The following is an 18263-nucleotide window of genomic DNA, read 5'->3' on the forward strand; positions in this document are numbered from 1 at the left end:
GTGGGGTGAGGTGAGATGTGCCCGGTGTTCGGGTCAGGTGGTGGGCCGGGTCAGGTCGTAGAAGGTGGAGCTGCCGACGGTGACCTCCGTGAAGTTCTCCGTCACCCACGAGGAGATCTGCGAGGACGTACCGGCGCTGCCGCCCATCCCGCCGCCGCCCATACCGCCGCCCATGCCTCCGCCACCGCCTCCCGAGATGAAGTAGTGGATCCGGCCGTCGGCCACGTACTTCTTGAACTGGGCGAGCGTCGGGGACGGGTCGCTGCCGTTGAAGCCGCCGATCGCCATCACCGGGTCACCGGTGGCGAGCTGGTAGCTCGCGGCGTTCTGCGAGCCGATGGCCGCGGCGGCCCAGGTGAAGTCTCCGGCGTTCTTCTCCAAGAGCTTCTTGGCCTCCGCGCCGACGGACGAGCCGTTGAGCAGTCCGCCCATGCCGCCCCCGCCCATGCCGCCGCCCATACGGCCTTCGCCGGTGGTGCCGGGAGCGGTGCCGGGCATTCCGCCCTGGCGATTGTTGCCCTGGCCTTGTCCCTGGCCTTGTCCCTGACCCTGGCCTTGTCCCTGCTGACCGCCTGTCGGCGGCTGGCCCATACCGCCGCCCTGCTGGTTGCCCTGCTGGGTCCCCTGCCCCGGAGGCCGCATCCCGCCCCGCATTCCGCCACCGTCACCACCGCCGCCCGGGCCGCCCATGCCGCTCGCACCCGACGGGCCCGCCGTCACGATCGACCCCTGGTGTCCGGTGTCCAACGTGCTGATCGTGTACGCCGTCGGCCCCGCCAGCGACGCGACGAAGCCCAGCCCCACCGCGGCGAGTGCGAGCCGCCGCCCCGTCCGGGCGGCGAGCAGCAGGCCGGCCGAGGCCACCAGACCGCCGATCAGGACGGCCCAGCGCAGCCACGGCAGGTGGTCCGGGGTGCGCCCCAGCAGGACGTACGACCAGATCACCGTGACGGCGACGGTCACGGCGAGCACGCCGCCCGCCCACCACCTGGCCCGTTCCTCCCACAGGACCGTGGCGCCCATGCCGACGAGCGCCGCGACGTAGGGCGCGAGGGCCACCGTGTAGTACTGGTGGAAGATCCCGGCCATGAAGCTGAAGACGACCGCGGTCATCAGCAGCGAACCGCCCCAGGCGAGGAAGGCCGCACGCGCCGTGTCCGTCCGCTTCGCCTTCCAGGTCAGCCAGACACCCGCGGCGAGCAGGATCAGGGCGGCGGGCAGCAGCCACGAGATCTGACTGCCGATCTCGGAGTTGAACATCCGGCCGACGCCGGTCTCACCCCAGCCTCCGCCGCGGCCACCACCGCCGTCACCGCCACCCCCACCACCGACGCTGCCGGTCTCCTCGCCGTTGATCCGGCCGAGTCCGTTGTAGCCGAAGGTGAGTTCCAGGAACGAGTTGTTCTGGGAGCCGCCGATGTACGGCCGTGAGGAGGCGGGCATCAGCTCGACGATCGCCACCCACCAGCCGCCCGCGACCACCATCGTGAGTGCGGACAGGGCGAGTTGGCCGAGCCTCCCGCGTACGGAACCGGGTGCGAACACCGCGTACAGCACGGCCAGCGGCGGCAGGATCAGGAACGCCTGCAAGGTCTTCGTCAGGAACGCGAACCCGACCGCTGCCCCCGCCCAGACCAGCCACTTCGTGCGTCCGTTCTCCATCGCCCGCAGGACGCAGCAGACGGTGACGGTCATCAGGAGCGCCAGCAGCGCGTCCGGGTTGTTGAAGCGGAACATCAGCGCGGCGACCGGCGTCAGCGCGAGGACGGCCATGGCGATCAGCCCGGCGGCAGCGCTGAAGCGACGGCGCACTGCTGCGTACAGCACGCCGGCCGTGGCGACGCCCATCAGCACCTGCGGGACGAGGATCGCCCAGGAGCTGAGCCCGAAGAGCCGCACGGACAGGGCCATCGGCCAGAGGGTCGCCGGGGGCTTGTCGACGGTGATGGCGTTGGCGGCGTCCAGCGAGCCGAAGAAGAACGCCTTCCAGCTATGGCTGCCGGCCTGCACGGCGGCGGAGTAGAAGGAGTTGGCGTAACCGGAGGCGCTGAGATTCCACAGGTAGGCCAGCGCGACGACGAGCAGCAGCCCGAGGAAAGCGGGCCGTACCCAGCGGGGGTCGTCCGGCCTGCCCCGCAGGGTGCGCCGCGCGAACGCCTCCCTGGTGCGCCCGTGCGCGGCGGGGACACCCGGGGACGGGGCGGGAACATGGTCGGGGTACAGGGTGGTCATCGGACGTTCCCCAGTTCGTGTTCGGTACGCCGGTCCGGGAAGACCCAGGCGCGGAAGAGCAGGAAGCGCAGCACCGTCGCCGCGAGGTTGGCCGCGATCAGGACGGCGAGTTCCGTGCCGTGCGAGGGCGAGCCGGATGCCGCCCCCAGCGCGGCGAGCGAGCCGCCGGTCAGGGCGAGGCCGATGGCGAAGACGACGAGCCCCTGCGCCTGGTGGCGTACGGCGCCGCCCAGGCCGCGTACACCGAAGGTGAGCCTCCGGTTGGCCGCCGTATTGGCGACGGCCGACACCAGCAGCGCGCCGCCGTTGGCGAACTGCGGCCCGAAGCCCATCCGGAACAGCGAGTACAGGGCCAGATAGAAGAGGGTGGAGAGGGCCCCCACGACGCAGAATCCGACGAGTTGGCGGGCCAGCCCGCCCGGCACCCCGGGCAGGGCGCGGTCGCGCGGGTCGTCGCCGAAGGGGCGGGCCAGCCGGTCCAGCGGCAGTGCGCCGACGGCCAGCGCCCGCCCCACCCGCCACACGCCTTTCAGGTCCTCGGTCGCCGTCCGCACGATATGGACGGTCGAGTCGGGGTCGTCGACCCAGTCGACCGGTACCTCGTGGATGCGCAGCCCGGCACGTTCGGCGAGCACCAGCATCTCGGTGTCGAAGAACCACCCGGTGTCCTCGACCATCGGCAGCAGCCGCTGGGCGACCTCGCGCCGGATCGCCTTGAATCCGCACTGGGCGTCGCTGAACCGTGCGGCCAGCGACGAACGCAGGATGAGGTTGTAGGCCCGCGAGATGAACTCACGCTTCGACCCGCGCACCACCCGTGAACTGCGCGCCAGCCGCGACCCGATGGCCAGGTCGGAGTGGCCGGAGATCAGGGGGGCGACCAGTGGGAGCAGTGCGTTGAGGTCGGTCGAGAGGTCGACGTCCATGTAGGCGAGGACCGGGGAGTCGGAGTGCGACCACACGGTACGCAGCGCCCGGCCGCGCCCCTTCTCCTCCAGCCGGTACGAACGCACTTCCGGGATGGCCGCCGCGAGCGCGGCCGCCACCCGGGGCGTGCGGTCGGTGCTCGCGTTGTCCGCGACGGTGATGCGGAAGGGGTACGGGAAGGTGCGGACCAGATGGTCGTGCAGGCGCAGTACGCACGGTTCGAGGTCCTTCTCCTCGTTGTGGACGGGAACCACGATGTCGAGCACGGGGGCACCGGCCGCATCGGCCTCGCCGGCCAGGAGGTGTTCCCTGGCCGGCAGGCTGTCACCACTGCCGCTGCCACTGCCGCTGCTGACACTGCTGGCGCCGCTGCCGCTATGGCCGCTGCCGCCGCTCCGGAGGCTGTCGGTTCGCATGTCATCGACATTCGCCAACCGCGCTGTCACACCGGTGTGCTGAGCCTGTGTCCACCCTGTGAGTCGCCCGCCCCGAGCCCGGTACCGGGCCCTGCGCAGGGATCCGTAACGGAGCGCGTAGCCGATCCCGTACCGGAGCGCGTGGCGAATCCCGTACCGGAGCCTGTAGCGGCCGGGTCGGCGGGCAGTCGGACGGCGAAGACCGTGCGTCCGGGCTCCGAGCGCACCTCCACCCGGCCGCCGTGCGCGGCGACGACGGCCTCCACGATGGCGAGCCCCAGTCCGGTGGAGCCCGCACCGCGTGAGCGCGAGGCGTCGCCACGCGCGAACCGTTCGAAGACATGCGGCAGCAGTCCGGCCGGGATGCCGGGCCCGTCGTCCTCGACCTCCAGCGTCACCCGGGGCAGGCCGGCGGAGGCCGCCCGCACCCGGACGGTGACCGTGGTCCCGGGCGGGGTGTGTGTACGGGCGTTGGCCAGGAGGTTGACCAGCACCTGCTGGATGCGGGGCGGATCGGCCCGTACGGTCGTGGGGGCATCCGGCAGCTCCAGCCGCCAGTGGTGCTGTACGGCTCCGGGCCCGCCGGAAGGCCCTCCGCCCGGTCCGCCGCCCGGTCCTCCGTCCGGCCCGGCCCCCGGTCCGCCGCCCGCTTCGCCCGCGACGCGCGCATCGCTCACCGCGTCGACGACGAGCGGCAGCAGATCAGTGCTCTCGTAACTGAGCGGCCGTCCGGCATCGAGCCGTGCCAGCAGCAGCAGATCCTCCACCATCCCCGTCATCCGCTGCGCCTCGGACTCGATCCGGCCCAGTGCGTGGCGGGTGTCGGGGCCGGTGTCCTCCCGGCCGCGTCTGGTCAGTTCGGCGTACCCGCGGATCGAGGCCAGCGGGGTGCGCAGCTCATGACTGGCGTCGGCGACGAACTGCCGTACCCGCATCTCGCTGTCCTGCCGCGCCGCCAGCGCCGAACCGACGTGTCCCAGCATCCGGTTGAGCGCGGCGCCCACCTGCCCGACCTCGGTACGGGGGTCGGCCTCGGCGTCCGGGACGCGTTCGAACAGGGCCACCTCGCCACTGTGCAGGGGGAGTTCGGAGACACGGGTCGCGGCGGCGGCGACCCGGCGCAGCGGACGCAGGGCCACTCCGACCATGGCGGCGCCCGCGATACCGGCGGCGGTCAGTCCGGCCGCGGTGACACAGACCTCGACGAGGATCAGGGCGGTGAGGGCGCTGCTCACCTCGTCGCTGGGGATGCCGACGAGGACGGTGTCCCCGTCGGAGGTGGCGACGGCCTCCACCCGGTAGCCGCCGAGGCCGGGCAGGTCGATGCCCCGCGCCTCTCCGCCGGTACTCGACCCGGAGGCGTCCGGCCCGGAGGCGTCCGGGTCCGAGGCGTCCGGCCCGTCCCGCAGCCCGTCCATGAGCCCGTCGGCCAGCGCGTTCTCCAGCGCGGCCCGCTGGGCGCCGGTCAGCGGCTCGGCACTCTCCTGGGCGCGCTGACCGCTGTCCTCGACCACCTTCGACTCGGTGACGGTCCCGTCGACGACGACGGCCCCGAGGGTGCCGAAGGGCTGGCCGCCCCCGCCGATGAAGCCCAGCGGTCCGGCGGCGCGGAGCCCGGCGACGAGCGGTGAGGGGCCGGGCGGCCGCTCCGCGCGTACGGCGATGGAGTGCAGCTGATCGTCGAGCTTGCCGTACATGTAGCTGTGGAAGGCGATGGCGGTGACCGAGCCGATCACGGCGGCGACGACGGCGATGAGAGAGACGGCGGACACGACGAGCCGGGTCCGCAGCGTCCAAGGCTTCCGCGACTTCCGCAGCGCCCCCGGCTCCTCCGACTCCCCCGACTTCCGCAGCGTCCCCGACTCCCCCGGCTTCCCCGACTTCCGCAGCGTCCCCGACTCCCCCGGCTTCCCCGACTTCCGCAGCGTCCCCGACTCCCCCGGCTTCCCCGACTCCCCCGGCTTCCCCGGCTTCCGCAGCCTCGGCGGCTTTCGCGCCGGGCCACCCGCCCGCGCCGATCCGCTCACCGATCCGCTCGCCGTGCCTCTCACGGGTCCGCCCACGGGGGTGCGCACCGGCCTACTCCCCGGGCTTGATCAGATACCCCGCCCCACGCCGGGTGTGGATCATCGGCGTCCGTCCCGCGTCGATCTTCTTGCGCAGATACGAGATGTAGAGCTCGACGACGTTGGCCTGGCCGCCGAAGTCGTAGTTCCACACCCGGTCCAGGATCTGGGCCTTGCTGAGCACCCGGCGCGGATTGCGCATCAGGAAGCGCAGCAGCTCGAACTCGGTGGCCGTGAGGTGGATCGAGTCCTCGCCCCGGCTCACCTCGTGGCTGTCCTCGTCCAGCACCAGGTCCCCGACGACGAGCGTCGACTCACTGCGTACCGCCGCTGCCGCCGTGACCGACCGCCGGATCAGCCCGCGCAGCCGCGCCACGACCTCCTCCAGGCTGAACGGCTTGGTCACATAGTCGTCGCCGCCCGCGGTGAGCCCCGCGATCCGGTCCTCCACGGCGTCCCGCGCGGTCAGGAAGAGGACCGGGACGTCGGAGTACTCCCGCCGCAGCCGGCCGAGCACGGAGAGCCCGTCCATGTCGGGCAGCATCACATCGAGAACCACCGCGTCGGGGCGGAAATCACGGGCGGCCCGTACGGCTCCGGCACCGTCACCGGCGCTGCGCACGTCCCAGCCCTCGTACCGCAGGGCCATGGAGAGCAGCTCGGCGAGCGGTGCCTCGTCGTCCACGATGAGGACGCGCACGGGGTTGCGGTCCGGCCTGAGCATCTCGGTACGCCCCTGGGGCGAGGTCGTCGTCATGCCCCCTACCCTGTGAGGGCCGCCTGAGAGCCGCCTGACCCATTCCTGTGAATTCCCTGAGAAACCTCAGCCGAACAGTGCGCTGGCGTTCCCGTGGCACACGCCCCGCAACCACGCGTCGCCCAGCTCCAGCCGCTCCAGCGCGTGCAGTTGATGGACGTACGGGTAGGGAATGTTCGGGAAGTCGGTTCCCAGCAGGATGCGGTCCCCGAGATCCGCGAGCCGCCCCCGTTCCGCCGCCGGGAAGGGGGAGAACCCCTCGGTGAAGTCCGTGAACGCCATCGTCGTGTCGAGGCGCACCTGTGGGTACGCACCGGCCAGCGCCAGGAACTCGGCGTACTCCGGCATCCCCATGTGCGCCACCACGAGCGGCAGCCGGGGATGGCGCGACAGCAGCCCGGCGATCGGCCCGGGCCCGGTGTACGCGCCCGGGGCGGGCCCGGACCCGCAGTGCATCACCACCGGAACACCGGCCTCCGCCAGCAGCCCCCAGACGGGCTCCAGGAGCGGGTCGTTCGGGTCGTACGCACCGACCTGGAGGTGCGACTTGAAGACCCGCGCCCCGTCCTCGACGGCCTCCTTCACATACCGCTCGACGCCCTCCTCCGGAAAGAAGGTGGCGGTGTGCAGGCAGTCGGGCACCCGCCCGGCGAAGTCCTTGGCCCAGCCGTTCAGCCAGCGGGCCATCCCCGCCTTGTGCGGATAGAGCATCGAGGTGAAACGGAGCACCCCGAACGAACGCAGCAGGGCGAGCCGTTCGTCCTCGTCGTGCCGGTAGGTGATCGGCCACTCCATGCCGGTCAGCGGCCCGGCGGAGTCGAAGTACGCCCACACCTTGCGCAGGACCCGCTCCGGCATGAAGTGCGTATGGACATCGATGATCCCGGGCAGCCCCAGCCGCTCCCAGAACCGCACGACGTCGTCCCGTTCCTGCCCCACGTGCGCTCCCTCGCCTGTTCCCAGGGCCGATCCGCCCTCAGAACAACCCACCCTGCACGCCGCCACCCCCGATGTCGATGGTGGGCACACTCACCCCGGCCCCGGCCCCGATGCCGGCGCTGCCCCCGGTCCCGCCCCCTTCGCCCTCTCCGGCGCCGACCCCCGAGAGCTCCCACCCGCTCATCAGCCGGGTGTCCAGCACCACCACCCCACCGCCGCCCGGCCCGGTCGTCGCCAGATGCAGATCGGGCCCGGCCGCCGCGAGGAGCCGCCCCGCGACGACACCGCCGTCCGCCAACGCGCTCACGGCCCTGACCGCCTCGGGCGCACCCTCCAGCCCGAACAGCCCCAGATGATCGACCGCCTCGAAGGGCAGCCGCTCCAACGACTCCGGCCAGCCGTCCCCTTCCAGCGCGACGGCCCGCCGGTACAGCTCCGCCACCTCGTCGCCCCGTTCCCCGGCACCCGGCAGCGTCCCGCGCACGGCCCGCTTCCTCGCGTACGGAATCCGGTCCGGCACCCCGAGCGCGGCCCGGAGCACCTCCTCGGTCCGCCGCGCCGCCATCAGGGGCCCACGCCCCAGCCAGCTGAACACCACGGCCCCCTGCTCCCGCAGCCGCGCCGCCCCGCGCTCCTCCCCGGTGATCCCGACCTTGACCATTCCGGGCCCGAACCAGGCGAGATAGACGCGGTACGTACGCGGGTCATCGGCGATCGTGTCGGCGGCCACCGAATGCGCCCGGTCCAGCCGCGCACACTCCGCGCACCGCGCCCCGGTACTCCGCACGGGCACCACGGCCCCCACCGGACACACGTTCCCCCGAGCCCCCACACAGTGCCGCTCCCCCACGGCCCGGAACCCGAGCCCGGCCCCGTACGCGAGCACACTCACCCGCCGGGCCGCCCCCTTGCACCACCCCAGCTCGGGCACCTCTCCCGGCCAGCGCAGCCCGGTGCACCACCACCCCATGAGCCGACATCCCCGCCCTTCGTGGATCACAACGCGAGAGGCCCCCAGGATTTCTCCTGGGGGCCTCTGGCCTGCTGTGCACTCGGCAGGATTCGAACCTGCAACCTTCTGATCCGTAGTCAGATGCTCTATCCGTTAAGCTACGAGTGCTTGGCGTTCCGGGCTTTTCTGCCTGGTCGGCGTTGCGGGAACAACATTACATGACCTGCGCCGTGACGCGAAATCCATTAGCCATACCGCCTCTGACCTGCGAAAACACCGTTCTGAGGCGTATCTCGGCCATCCTCCCGCCCGCCCCGGCGCTCTCCCTTCGCGCCGACCCCGTGCTCGCCCCGTGCCGACCCGCGAGCGGGGCGTCCGGCCGGAGACGACCGAAGCCCCGTGCCAGGGGCACGGGGCTTCGGTGTTCGAGCGGAGGCGGAGGGATTTGAACCCTCGATGGGCTTTAAGACCCAAACCGCATTAGCAGTGCGGCGCCATAGACCGGACTAGGCGACGCCTCCAGCACACCCCGCGCGGACGCGAGTGGTGCGTGCAGATGATGACACAGACGAGCGCGCTGTCACCAATCGCCGCCCACGGTACTAGGCATGCGGGCACCAGGGCAAAGCATTCGGGCATCGCCCGCCGCCTTCACCCGACGTCGTCGTCCGCCGCCTTCGCCCAAAGCCTTCACCCGACGTCGTCGCACACCGTCGTCGTCCGCCGCCTTCGCTCAACGTCGTCGCACAACGACGGGGCGCGCCCTCGGGGCGCAACGTCGCGGCGTCCGGAGCGTTAGAGGAGGCGGGGTGACGGGGTGACGGCCCGTTGATCGCCGTCCGCTGTCCGCCGCCCTCCACCGAGCCCGTCGTGTCAGAGCACAGGAGCCCCGCATGCTGCGCCGTCTCACCCGAACCGCCGCCGTTTCCCTCGCCTCCCTCGCCGTGCTGTCCGCCGCCGCTCCCGCCGCGACGGCCGCGGGGCCGCTGTCCATGCCGATCCCGCCGCTGCCCTCGTTCCAGCACCTCCCGCTGTTCCAGGAGCTGGGCGGCGTGTACCACCCGGCGAACGCGGGGCAGACCCGGCTGACGGTGACGGTTTCCTCGTCCGGTGACCGGGCGGCCGACGGCACGTACGAGCTGGAGTGCGGGCCGACCGGGGGCAGCCACCCGCAGCGGCAGGGGGCCTGCGACCGGCTGGCGGAGGCGGCGAAGGCGGGCGAGGAGCTGTTCGCGCCGACGCCCCAGGACGCGATGTGCACCCAGATGGACGGCGGGCCGGCCGGCGCGCGCATCGTCGGAACCTGGCAGGGACAGCGGGTCGACACCTCGTTGAGCCGGGCGAACGGCTGCGAGATCTCGCGCTGGAACAACCTCGTTCCGGTGCTGCCGACGGTCAAGTAGCCGCCCGTACCGGGCCCGCCGCCCTGTGTTCGCGCACGTCACAGGGTGTGCGGGCGGTCACGTCACGGACCTGGGGCGTACACGCCGTGCACAGAACCTTGGTGAGAGCTCCCCCTCATCCGCCGCCCCTCGGCCCTCCCCAGCCTTTAGACTCCTCCAGTGACAGCCTGCGGCCCGAGGGGCAAGATGGGGTCCGCTGTCGGCAAGGTGCGGTAACCAGGGAGGAAGCGTCGTCGTGAGCAGCAGGCCATCCCGAGGCGCTGCTCGCCTCGCAGCCATACTCGACGCCCTCCCGGACGGGCTTCTGCTCGTCAATTGCAACGGCACGGTCGTCAACGCCAACACCATCGCCCTCGAAATGTTCGAGACCCCGGGCACCGCGCTCGTCGGGCGCGGACTGCTCGATCTGCTTCCGGAGTTCGACTCCAAGCTGATCCCGGGGTCGATGCGCCGGCCGGAGGCTGCGGACGAGCAGGGCAGGACCAAGCCGACGCGGATGATCGCGCGGCGCACCGACGGCAACGAGTATCCCGTCGAGGTCACCAGCGCGAGCCTGGACAGCGGACAGGCCGAGTACAACGACATCCACGCGAGCTACACCGGCGACGAGCTGCTGATGCTCGTCGTACGTGATCTCTCGGGCACCGTCGACACCGAGGCCGAGCTGGCCCGTTCGCAGCGCCAGACCGAGATGATCCTGCGGGCCGCGTCCGAAGGCGTCGTGGGCACGGACATCGACGGCAGGGTCGTCCTGGTCAACCCCGCCGCCGCGCAGATCCTCGGCTTCCGGGCGAGCGATCTGGGCGGTCAGGAGCTGCACCCGCTGATCCTGCACTCGCGTGCGGAGGGCGAGCCGTTCGCGTACGAGGAGTCGCCGCTCGCCGACACCCTCAAGTCCGGGCGCAAGCACCGGGTGCGCGGCCAGGTGCTCTGGTCCAAGAGCGGTGCGCAGGTGCCGGTGGACCTGACGACCGCGCCGGTACGCGACGGGGACCAGCTCGTCGGCGCCGTGATGACGTTCACCGACCGCAGGCCCCAGCAGGAGCTCGCCGATCAGCACGAGGCGTCCGTCAATGAACTGACCACGAGCCACACCGCCGAGGTCGCCGCGCTGACCGAACGGCACACCGCCGAGGTCGCCGCGCTCACCGAGCGGCACGCCACCGAACTGGCCGACAGGACCGAGCGCTACGCGTCCGAGCTGGAGGAGCAGGCCGAGCACATCGCCGCGCTCAACGGTCGGCACCTCCAGCTCACGGCCGTCCTCGGCGAATCGCTGCGCGGACCGCTGGAGGAGCTGCGCGGCGAGCTGTCCACGCTCGCCGCCGACCCGGCGGGCCAGCTCTGGCCCGAGGCCAATCAGATCCTGCATCACCTGGCCGCCGGTTACGCCCGGATGACGACGCTCGTCGACAACGTGCTGGGCTACCAGCGTCTCGACGCGGGTACGGAGGGTCTCGCCAAGGCGCCCGTCCTGCTCGACGCGGTCGTGGCGGCGGGGGTCGACGGGGCGGTCGAGCTGATCGGGCCGGGACGCGCGCAGTTCGCGGTGCACGCCCCGCCGATCGAGGCCGAGGTGGACGCGAGGCGGCTGGCGACGGCCCTCGCCCATCTCGTCGCGGACGTGGCCGGCGTCGACTCGACCGGCAAGGCCCGGCTGGTTCCGGGCGGCGGCTATGTCGACTCGACCGTGGTCGTGGCCGCCGCACAGCGCGGTGACGTCGTACGTATCGAGGTGCGCGGTCCGTTCTCCGGGGGCGACCCGGTGCACGAGCCGATCGTGCGCGGGATCGTCCGGGCGCACGGCGGCGTGCTCCAGACGCACGAGGTGCCGGGCATGAGCGGCAGCGCGTACGTCCTCGAAGTGCCGCTCGGCACGGGCTCGGGGACCGTGGCGCCTCCGATGGTGGCGCCGGAGGCGTTCGGGGCGGAGGTGGCCGGTACGGAGGCCGCTGTTCCGGAGGCGGCTGTTGCGGAGACGGCTCCGGAGGCCACGAGCGGCGGGCGGCGGCGGGCCCGCCGGTCCTCGACCGATGCCTTCCTGGAGAGCCCGGTGGGCACGGCTCGGGCCGAGGACACCGCGGCCGCCGAACCGACGGGGCGTCGCAGGGCGCGTCGCGGACCCGCGGCGCCGGACGAAGAGCAGCAGGCCCAGGAACTGATCCCGGCCCAGCAGGGCGAGGGCTCCGGGCGCAGGCGCGGCCGGCCCAGTCCGGCGGAGACCGGGTCGGTGGCCTCCCCCACGGGTCAGGCCGAGCAGGTCGCCGGACAGGTAGCCGGGCAGAACCCGCAGGTCGGGCAGCCCGGACAGCGGCAGGCACAGCAGCAGGGGCGGGCGCTGGCGTTGCCCGCGGGGGCCGCCGCGCCGCCGGCCGATCCGTCCGCACCCTCCGAAGGCTCGGTCGTCACGGCGGCGGAAGGTGCCCAGGGCGGCGGCGGACGCCCGCAGCGCGGTCAGACCGTACCGCCGCAGGGCGTGCCGTCCGAGGCGCAACTTCCGGTATCGCCCTCCGGGCGTCGCGCACGCCGCGACGGGGAGGACCGGCCCGCGCTTCCGGCTCTCGCGTCCGGCAGCGCCGACGCCGACGCGCCCGTCGACGCCGGTGCCGGCACGGGTGCCGCACAGCCCGGCGGGCGGCGGGCCCGACGCGCGCTGTCGGCGGCGCAGGAGCGTTCTGCGGCGGCCGAGGCGACGGGGCCGCGTACCGCGTTCGCCCTTCCGCCCGCCGACGCCGACCGGCCCGCGCCCGTGCCGCCCGTGCCGCCCGCGCCGCCCGCGCCGCCCGTCGACGGTGGGCAGGGCGCCCCGTACCAGGAGAGCCAGACAGGTCAGGAGAGCCGGACAGGTCAGACAGGTCAAGCGGGCCCGGCAGGCCATGGAGGTCCGTCGGGTCGGGAGGTCCGGGAGGTCCGGGAGCGGCACGACGCCGTACGTACCGCGCCGGGCGCCGACCACACCCCGCCGCAGGCACACCCCGCTGGACCCGACTGGGCGCGGGGCGGCACGTCGGAGCAGGGCCCGGCCGCACTGACGGTGCACGACGACGTCGACGGACCGGAGGGCCGGACCGCGGCACCACACGCCGCGCCTCCCGTCGGAACGCCGGAAGACGCGCCGGGCTACGGGCCCGACGACGCGCTGGACGACGGGCCGGACGACGTCTCCTGGGCCGGCCTCGACCGCACCACGCACACCACCGGCACCACGGGCAACGCCGCCGCACCTCACCCGGCCGACGGCGGGGCGGGCGGTCCCGCGGCGGACGCGCGCAGGCAGCCGTTGCCCGCCGAGGATCCGATGTCCGGGTCGTCGGACTCGACACAGGGACGGGCGTTCAGCGTACGGACGCTCGGGCAGGGTGTGCCCTTCGCGCAGCACCTCGCGCACCAGCAGAACCAGAGCGTCGGCGGTGCCGGAAGGCGCCGTAAGCTCGCCGCCCCGCCGGAGGGCGAGCGTCCGGCCCCCCAGACCGGCGCGGCACAGGCCGGCGCGGCACAGGCCAACACGGCACCGACCGGCACGGCACAGACCCCTGGTGGCCCGGCCGCCGGTGCCCAGCCGAACGGCAGCAGGCCCGGCACCGCTCAGCCGGGCTCCGCTCACCCCGGTGACACCCCGCCCGGTGGCACGGCAGCCGGTGGCACGGGACCGGGTTCCGGTCAGTTGCTGCCGCCGCACGCCGCCGAGGGGCGCGCGTACGCGATAGGCGCCCCCGACGAGGGCGCCGAGGGGCCGGAGCCGCTGGACGGCCCCGGTGGCGCCGTCGAGGTCGCCAACCGCCCGCAGCCGCGGCCGGTCGACGACGAGCTGCCCCCCGAGCCGCTGGACAACCCGCGCCGGCTGCTCGTCTGGCCCGCGCCCGACGTCTCCACCCAGCAGGCGCTCAGCGACCGCGGCTACCGTCCGGTGATCGTGAACTCCCGCGAGGAGGTCGACGCCCAGATCGCGGCGTTCCCCGCCGCGCTCTTCGTCGACCCGCTGACCGGGCCCATCACCCGTACCGCCTTGCAGTCGCTGCGCCGAGCGGCCGTGGCCGCCGAGGTTCCGGTGCTGGTCACAGCCGGTCTGGGGCAGGCGACCAGGGAAGCGGCGTACGGCGCCGACCCCGCCGTGCTCCTCAAGGCCCTCGCCCCGCGCGACAGCGAGCAGCACCCCCCGCGGGTCCTCCTGATCGAGGAGCACGAGGAGATCGCGCTGGCCCTCACCGAGACGCTGGAGCGGCGCGGGATGCAGGTCGGGCGGGCTGCCACCGACAGCGAGGCGGTCGACCTGGCCACCCGGATGCGGCCGAACCTGGTGGTGATGGACCTGATGCAGGTACGTCGCCGGCGCGCCGGGATCATCGACTGGCTGCGCGCGAACGGCCAGCTGAACCGCACCCCGCTGGTCGTCTACACCTCGGCCGGGATGGACCGGGCGGAACTGCCGAGGCTCAGCTCGGGTGAAACCGTCCTCTTCCTGGCGGAACGCTCCACCAGCGAAGAGGTGCAGTCCCGCATCGTCGACCTGCTGGCGAAGATAGGCACCAACTGAGGTCCTCGCCCGGAGCGGCGGCGAGGACCGGAGCGCGCGTCACGGCACGCACGAGGGCGGTACGGAGTTTCCCGTACCGCCCTCGTGCGTGTACGCCGCCGGTCGCGTGCCACCCGGCGCGCATCACCGGTCGCGCGTCACCGGGCGCGTCAGAGCTGGGCGCGTCAGAGCTGGGTGATGTCCAGCTCGCCGTCCGCGTACTGCTTGCGGATCACCTTTTTGTCGAACTTGCCGACGCTCGTCTTCGGCACCGCCGGGATGATCGTCCAGCGCTCCGGCAACTGCCACTTGGCGATGCCGGACTCCGCGAGGAACGCCTTCAGCGCCTCGTACTCGGCACTGGCACCTTCCTTGAGGACGACGGTCGCCAGCGGGCGCTCGCCCCACTTCTCGTCCGGGACGGCGACGACGGCGGCCTCGGCGACATCCGGATGCGCCATCAGCGCGTTCTCCAGTTCGACGCTGGAGATCCACTCGCCCCCGGACTTGATGACGTCCTTGGCCCGGTCGGTGAGAGTGAGGAAGCCGTCGGCGCTGATCACGCCGACATCGCCGGTCTTCAGCCAGCCGTCCTCGCTGAACTTGTCCTCGGGGCGCAGATGCGCACCGTCCGCACCGCCGTAGTACGCCCCGGCGATCCAGGCGCCGCGGACCTCCAGCTCACCGGCCGACTCGCCGTCCCACGGCAGGTGCTCGCCACCGGGACCGACCAGGCGCGCCTCGACCCCGGCCGGGAAGCGGCCCTGGGTGACGCGGTAGGGCCACTCCTCCTCGTCGCTGAGCCCGGCGGGCGGGTTGGCCATGGTGCCCAGCGGCGAGGTCTCCGTCATGCCCCAGGCGTGGCAGAGCCGGACGCCGAGCTTGTCGTACGCCTCCATCAGGGAGGGCGGACAGGCGGCGCCGCCGATGGTGACGTTGGCCATCGAGGTGAGGTCGCGCGGGCGGGCCGTGACCTCGGCGAGCAGGCCCTGCCAGATGGTGGGCACCGCGGCGGCGTGGGTCGGCCGCTCCCGCTCGATCATGTCGGCGAGCGGGGCGGGCTGGAGGAAACGATCCGGCATGAGCATGTTGACGCCGGTCATGAAGGTGGCGTGCGGCAGGCCCCAGGCGTTCACATGGAACTGGGGAACCACCACGAGAGTGGTGTCCTTGTCCGTCAGCCCCATCGACTCGGCCATGTTGACCTGCATGGAGTGCAGGTAGATGGAGCGGTGGGAGTAGACGACCCCCTTGGGGTCACCGGTGGTGCCGGAGGTGTAGCACATGGCGGCGGCCTGGCGTTCGTCCAGCTCCGGCCAGTCGTACGTGGTGGGGCGGCCCGCGATCAGTTCCTCGTACTCGTGCACGCGCGGCGCGACACCGGCGAGGCCCGAGCGGTCGCCGGGGCCCGAGACGATCACGTGCTCGATGGACGGCAGGTGGGGAAGCAGCGGCACGAGGAGCGGCAGCAGCGAACCGTTGACGATCACCGCCTTGTCGTCGGCGTGCTGGACGATCCAGACCAGCTGTTCGGCGGGCAGCCGGAGGTTGAGGGTGTGGAGCACGGCGCCCATGGAGGGAATGGCGAGATACGCCTCCACGTGCTCGGCGTTGTTCCACATGAGAGTGGAAATCCGCTGGTCGCCGTCGACTCCCAGCTCGTCGCGCAGGGCGTTGGCCAGCTGCGTGGCGCGGGCGCCGACCTCGGCGAAGGTGCGTCGTTGCGGCTCGGGTTCGCCGGTCCAGGTCGTGACCTGCGACTTCCCGTGGATGGTCATCCCATGGGTCAGGATGCGGGTGACAGTCAGCGGTACGTCCTGCATGGTGCTCAGCACGGCGTCCTCCCGGTGGGCGCTACGCGGCAGTAAGGTTCCGCTGATTCTGCTCACATACCACGCGGTATGTCACTACTTCCGGGCGTACGAATCAGTGCCGGGCGTACTAATCGGTGCCGGGCGTACGAATCGGTGCCGGTCGGCGGAATCGGGCGGTGGGGACCGGCGTCAGCGGACCGGTGTCAGCTCCGGGTCCTCACGGAGCTTGCCGAGCGCCCGGGACACGGCGCTCTTGACCGTACCGATGGACACTCCGAGCACCTCGGCCGTCTGGGCCTCGCTGAGGTCCTCGTAGTAGCGCAGGACGACCATCGCCCGCTGCCGGTCCGGGAGCTTCAGCACGGCGCGCCACATCGCGTCGTGCAGCGACTGCTGCTCGGCGGGGTCCGGCGCCGGGACGCCTTCCTGTTCGGGCAGCTCGTCGCAGGCGAACTCGTCGACCTTGCGCTTGCGCCACTGCGAGGTGCGGGTGTTCAACAGGGCCCGGCGGACATAGCCGTCGAGCGCCCGGTGGTCCTCGATCCGCTCCCACGCGACATACGTCTTGGTGAGCGCGGTCTGCAGCAGATCCTCCGCGTCGCAGGGGTTCGCGGTGAGCGAGCGGGCCGTTCGCAGCAGTACGGGGCCCCGCGCCCGTACGTACGACGAGAACGACGCGTAGGGCGGGTGTCCGGAGGCGGCAGCGGCTGCCCTGGAGGCGCCCGTGCAGACTGGCGTGGTCATGTCTCCACGCTAGGAGCGGGCACCGCCCGGGGGATCGCCCCCAGGTCCCGAAGCCGGGTCCGCCTCAGGTTGTAGGGGCGGGGCGGATTACACCTCCTGTAGGTGGAGGGGCCACCACCGCCCGTCAGGGTCCACCCCCGAGTCGTACGCGGGGGCGGGTCCGCCCGACCGCGGGTGTACTCGGCGTTACGCGTCCGGGGCGGGAAACCGAAGGCACTCAGTCGTCCCTGCCCAGGATCAGCCCCGAGGTGGGGACGCCGGTGCCCGCGGTGACCAGCGTCCTGGCCGCACCGGCGACCTGGTTGACCGAGGTGGAGCGGATCTGCCGGACCGCCTCCGCGATGCCGTTCATCCCGTGCAGATACGCCTCGCCCAGCTGGCCGCCGTGGGTGTTCAGCGGCAGTTCGTCGCCCGCCACGAAACCGGCGGCCTCGCCCGGCCCGCAGAAGCCGAACTCCTCCAGCTGCATCAGGACGAACGGGGTGAAGTGGTCGTAGAGGATGCCCACGTCGATGTCGGCGGGAGACAGCCCGGAGGTCCGCCAGAGCTGCCGGGCGACCACTCCCATCTCCGGCAGCCCGGTCAGCCCGTCCCGGTAGAAGCTGGTCATCTGCTCCTGGGCCCGCCCCGCGCCCTGGGCCGCGGCGACGATCACCGCAGGCGTCCCGGGCAGGTCCCGGGCGCGTTCGGTGCTGGTCACGACGATCGCCTGACCGCCGTCCGTCTCCTGGCAGCAGTCCAGCAGCCGCAACGGCTCCACGATCCAGCGCGAGGCGGCGTGGTCGGCGAGCGTGATCGGCTTCCCGTAGAAGTAGGCGGCCGGGTTCCGCGCGGCATGGCGCCGGTCGGTGACCGCGACATGGCCGAAGACGTCCGGCGTCAGCCCGTACGTATGCAGATAGCGCTGGGCCGCCATCGCCACCCAGGACGCGGGAGTGAGCAGCCCGAAGGGGAGGTTCCAGCCGAGCGCCGCACCCTCGGCGGTGGGCTCGCGCCGCTGCACGCCGGAGCCGAATCTGCGCCCGGAGCGCTCGTTGAAGGCGCGGTAGCAGACGACGACGTCGGCCACCCCGCTCGCCACGGCGAGGGCCGCCTGCTGGACGGTGGCGCAGGCCGCACCGCCGCCGTAGTGGATGCGGGAGAAGAACGACAGCTCACCGATGCCGGCCGCCTGGGCGACGGTGATCTCGGGGCTGGTGTCCATGGTGAAGGTGACGAGACCGTCGACGTCGGAGGGCGACAGCCCGGCATCGTCGAGCGCGGCCCGCACGGCCTCGACGGCCAGCGTGAGCTCGCTGCGCCCGGAGTCCTTGGAGAACTCGGTCGCCCCGATGCCGACGATCGCGGCCTTCCCGCCCAGCGAATCCGCCCTGCGCACGCTCATCCCGTCACCTCCGGCCGGGCATCGGGGACGGGATCTTCGGGGACGGGATCTTCGGAGAGGGGATCTTCGGAGAGGGGATATTCGGAAGCGTCGGAGGCGTCGGAAGCGTCGGTGAC

The 18263-nt window shown here is 72.5% G+C and carries 11 protein-coding genes and 2 tRNA genes; 2 read left to right on the plus strand and 11 right to left on the minus strand.

Annotated features, from left to right (window positions below):
• Nucleotides 1–33 precede the first annotated feature (33 nt).
• From A6A29_RS37325 to A6A29_RS37365, 8 genes are all read right to left on the minus strand, one after another.
• On the minus strand, nt 34–2232 hold the full coding sequence (locus A6A29_RS37325) for an ArnT family glycosyltransferase (RefSeq protein ID WP_073727563.1): 2199 nt from the start codon (nt 2230–2232) through the stop codon (nt 34–36).
• Complete coding sequence (locus A6A29_RS37330) at nt 2229–3575, minus strand: glycosyltransferase (protein WP_385728135.1); 1347 nt, start codon at nt 3573–3575, stop codon at nt 2229–2231. The genes A6A29_RS37325 and A6A29_RS37330 overlap by 4 nt, the downstream gene beginning before the upstream one ends.
• A gap of 26 nt (nt 3576–3601) precedes the next feature.
• Complete coding sequence (locus tag A6A29_RS37335) at nt 3602–5428, minus strand: sensor histidine kinase (protein ID WP_443333369.1); 1827 nt, start codon at nt 5426–5428, stop codon at nt 3602–3604.
• Between the two features lie 226 nt (nt 5429–5654).
• On the minus strand, nt 5655–6398 hold the full coding sequence (locus A6A29_RS37345) for a response regulator transcription factor (protein ID WP_073727564.1): 744 nt from the start codon (nt 6396–6398) through the stop codon (nt 5655–5657).
• Between the two features lie 66 nt (nt 6399–6464).
• Nucleotides 6465–7337, minus strand: a complete 873-nt coding sequence (locus A6A29_RS37350) for an amidohydrolase family protein (RefSeq protein ID WP_073727565.1) — start codon at nt 7335–7337, stop codon at nt 6465–6467.
• Nucleotides 7338–7374: 37 nt separating this feature from the next.
• Nucleotides 7375–8307, minus strand: coding sequence for a DUF2797 domain-containing protein (locus A6A29_RS37355; RefSeq protein ID WP_073727566.1), 933 nt, complete (start codon nt 8305–8307; stop codon nt 7375–7377).
• Nucleotides 8308–8384: 77 nt separating this feature from the next.
• Nucleotides 8385–8457 (minus strand) — tRNA-Arg (locus tag A6A29_RS37360).
• Nucleotides 8458–8719: 262 nt separating this feature from the next.
• A tRNA-Ser gene (locus tag A6A29_RS37365) sits at nt 8720–8810 on the minus strand.
• Nucleotides 8811–9182: 372 nt separating this feature from the next.
• Between A6A29_RS37365 and A6A29_RS37370 the strand changes: the two genes are divergently transcribed.
• On the plus strand, nt 9183–9692 hold the full coding sequence (locus A6A29_RS37370; protein ID WP_073727567.1) for an SSI family serine proteinase inhibitor: 510 nt from the start codon (nt 9183–9185) through the stop codon (nt 9690–9692).
• Between the two features lie 235 nt (nt 9693–9927).
• On the plus strand, nt 9928–14226 hold the full coding sequence (locus tag A6A29_RS37375) for a hybrid sensor histidine kinase/response regulator (RefSeq protein WP_073727568.1): 4299 nt from the start codon (nt 9928–9930) through the stop codon (nt 14224–14226).
• Between the two features lie 164 nt (nt 14227–14390).
• Here the strand turns inward: A6A29_RS37375 and A6A29_RS37380 are convergent, their stop codons facing one another.
• The 3 genes from A6A29_RS37380 to A6A29_RS37390 form a co-directional block, all read right to left on the minus strand.
• A complete protein-coding gene (locus tag A6A29_RS37380; protein ID WP_073727569.1) occupies nt 14391–16040 on the minus strand; it encodes a long-chain fatty acid--CoA ligase in 1650 nt (549 codons plus the stop codon).
• Nucleotides 16041–16208: 168 nt separating this feature from the next.
• Entirely contained in the window at nt 16209–16763 is a 555-nt protein-coding gene (locus tag A6A29_RS37385; protein WP_073727570.1) for a SigE family RNA polymerase sigma factor, read from the minus strand.
• A 217-nt stretch (nt 16764–16980) separates the two neighbouring features.
• Nucleotides 16981–18147 (minus strand): lipid-transfer protein, encoded by a 1167-nt coding sequence (locus A6A29_RS37390; RefSeq protein ID WP_073727571.1) that lies wholly within the window; start codon nt 18145–18147, stop codon nt 16981–16983.
• Between the last annotated feature and the right edge of the window lie 116 nt (nt 18148–18263).

Source organism: Streptomyces sp. TSRI0281, assembly GCF_001905125.1.
GTDB lineage: Bacteria > Actinomycetota > Actinomycetes > Streptomycetales > Streptomycetaceae > Streptomyces.